Annotated in this window: 3 protein-coding genes; 1 reads left to right on the forward strand and 2 read right to left on the reverse strand. The window is 73.9% G+C overall.

Translation table 11 applies throughout. The annotated features are described in order from the left end of the window. Nucleotides 1-71: 71 nt before the first annotated feature. Complete coding sequence (locus ACFT55_RS20005) at nt 72-632, reverse strand: TetR/AcrR family transcriptional regulator (RefSeq protein ID WP_380245606.1); 561 nt, start codon at nt 630-632, stop codon at nt 72-74. A 68-nt stretch (nt 633-700) separates the two neighbouring features. Between ACFT55_RS20005 and ACFT55_RS20010 the strand changes: the two genes are divergently transcribed. Then, nucleotides 701-1,627, forward strand: coding sequence for an alpha/beta fold hydrolase (locus ACFT55_RS20010; RefSeq protein ID WP_380245607.1), 927 nt, complete (start codon nt 701-703; stop codon nt 1,625-1,627). A gap of 4 nt (nt 1,628-1,631) precedes the next feature. Here ACFT55_RS20010 and ACFT55_RS20015 read toward each other — a convergent pair whose 3' ends face one another. Further along, entirely contained in the window at nt 1,632-2,162 is a 531-nt protein-coding gene (locus tag ACFT55_RS20015) for a phosphoribosyltransferase (RefSeq protein WP_380245608.1), read from the reverse strand. Between the last annotated feature and the right edge of the window lie 6 nt (nt 2,163-2,168).

Here is a 2,168-nt window from a genome sequence, read left to right on the forward strand (position 1 = left end):
GTTGCGCACCTTCTGAGACCTCAGAACGTGCGCAACCGCCTGTTCGGCGTTTGGCCGGGCGGGGTGCGGGGCTACTCGGGCGCCGCGAGGGCGGCCTCGGCCACGAGCGTGAGGGTCGCGCCGGGATCTGTCGTGTCGTGGCGCGCGACGGCGTGGAGCAGCAGTCCTTCGTAGGCGGCGGCGAGGGCGAGGATCGCGGCGCGAGGTGCCGGCGCGCCGAGGCGCTCCGCGACGCGCTCGCCCCAGTCCAGGAGCGCCTCGCGACCCCGGGAGGCGCGCGCGCGGAGGTCGGCGTCGTGGCTCGCCTCGAGGAAGAGGACGAGGCGAGCGGTCGTGGCAGCGCGGTCGGGGCCGGTGGCCTGCGAGAAGCTCGCACGGAGCAGGTCCACCAGCTCGCCCGGTGTCCGCGGCTCGGGCGCCGCCGACAGCGCGGCGAGGTCGCGTGCGGCGAGCTCGTCGGCGACGCCGGCCAGCAGGGCGGCTCGGGTGCGGAAGTAGTTCGACGTCGACCCGCGGGGCAGCCCGGCGCGCTCGTCGACCCTCCCGTGGGTCAGGGCGCGCAGCCCCTCCGTGCCGAGCAGGTCGACGGCGGCGTCGAGCGCCCGACGCCGGGGCGGGGCGGTGATGGTCACGACGGCACCCTAACCCGAGCACTACGGATGTAGTGACATGACACTACGAACGTAGTACCGTCGGCGGTATGGACGATGCGGTGAGCGGAGGGCGGTCCGCCTCGACACCGCCCGCGGCGACGATGCCCGCGCTGGCCGGGGTCACCCACCGATGGGTCGACGTCGACGGGCTCTCGATGCACGTCGTCGAGCAGGGTTCCGGTGACCCGGTGCTGCTGCTCCACGGGTTCCCGGAGCACTGGTGGGAGTGGCGCGGGGTGATCGGCCCGCTCGCCGCCGACCACCACGTCGTGTGCCCCGACCTGCGCGGTTGCGGCTGGACCGACGCGCCGCCGGACGGCTACACGCACGACCGGCTGCTGGCTGACGTCGTCGGCCTGCTCGACGTGCTGGGCATCGACCGGGCGCACGTCGTCGCGCACGACTGGGGCGCGCTCGTCGGCTTCCACCTCGGCCTCGAGCACCCCGATCGCGCGGTGTCGCTGCTGAGCATGGGTGTGCCCCACCTGTGGCTGCGGTTCGACCCGAGGCTGCTGCTCATGCTGCGGCACACGTGGTTCCAGGTGGTGATCGCCTCACGGCTGAGCGGGCCGCCGGCCCTGTCGCGGGGACGACAGCGACTGCCGCGCCACCTGCTGCGGGAGTACGGCGACGACCGGGCCGTCATGACCGAGGCCGACGTCGAGACGTACGTCGCACCCCTGCGGCAGCCGGCGCGGGCGCGCGCAGGATCGGCGCTCTGTCGCGACTTCGTGCGGCGCGAGCTGTGGTCCGTGCTGCGCGGGGCGTACCGCGACCGCTACCTGACCACGCCGACCGCGGCGCTGCTCGGTGAGAACGACATCCTCAGCGACCCCGCCCTGCTCGGCGGGTACGAGGCGCACGCGTCCGACCTCACCGTCGAGGTGCTCCCCGGCATGTCGCACTTCCTCGTCGACGAGCGCCCCGACGTCGTCGTCGAGCGGGCGCGAGCCCTGTTCGTCCGGGCCGCGTGAGGGCTCAGACGTCGGCCGAGTGCGCGCCGGTGATGGGCGGGTCGGCCGACCAGGGGAACGTGATCCACAGGTCCGTGTCCCGCCACGAGTAGTCCGGCTGGATGATCGTGCGTGGCTTGGTGTACAGCACCGCGGACCGCGCGTCGGCGCCCTGCTTGGCCAGCAGCTCCATGACCAGCGCGAGGGTGCGGCCGGAGTCCGCCACGTCGTCCACCACGAGGACCCGGGATCCGGGCAGCTCGGAGGTGTCCATGAGCGGGGGCAGCACGCGCGGGTCCTCGAGGGTCTTGCCGATGTCGGTGTAGAACTCGACGTTCAGCGTGCCCACCCCCTTCGTGCCGAGCGCGTACGCCATCGCGCCGCCGGGCACCAGCCCGCCGCGTGCCACAGCGACGACGACGTCGGGCCGGAACCCGCTCGCGACGACTCGCTCGGCCAGCTCGCGGATCGCGACGGGGAGCAGGGTCCAGGTCAGCACCTCGCGCTCGGGCGACGGCGCGGCGTCGACGGAGGGCTCGGGGGACTGTGCGGTCATGGCACC

The organism is Isoptericola sp. NPDC057191, assembly GCF_042670225.1.
Classification (GTDB): domain Bacteria; phylum Actinomycetota; class Actinomycetes; order Actinomycetales; family Cellulomonadaceae; genus Isoptericola.

What these genes read in the sequence shown, in the direction of transcription:
- ACFT55_RS20015 (WP_380245608.1), bottom strand. Translation starts at nt 2,162, where the DNA reads ATGACCGCACAGTCCCCCGAGCCCTCCGTCGACGCCGCGCCGTCGCCC.
- ACFT55_RS20010 (WP_380245607.1), top strand. Translation starts at nt 701, where the DNA reads ATGGACGATGCGGTGAGCGGAGGGCGGTCCGCCTCGACACCGCCCGCG.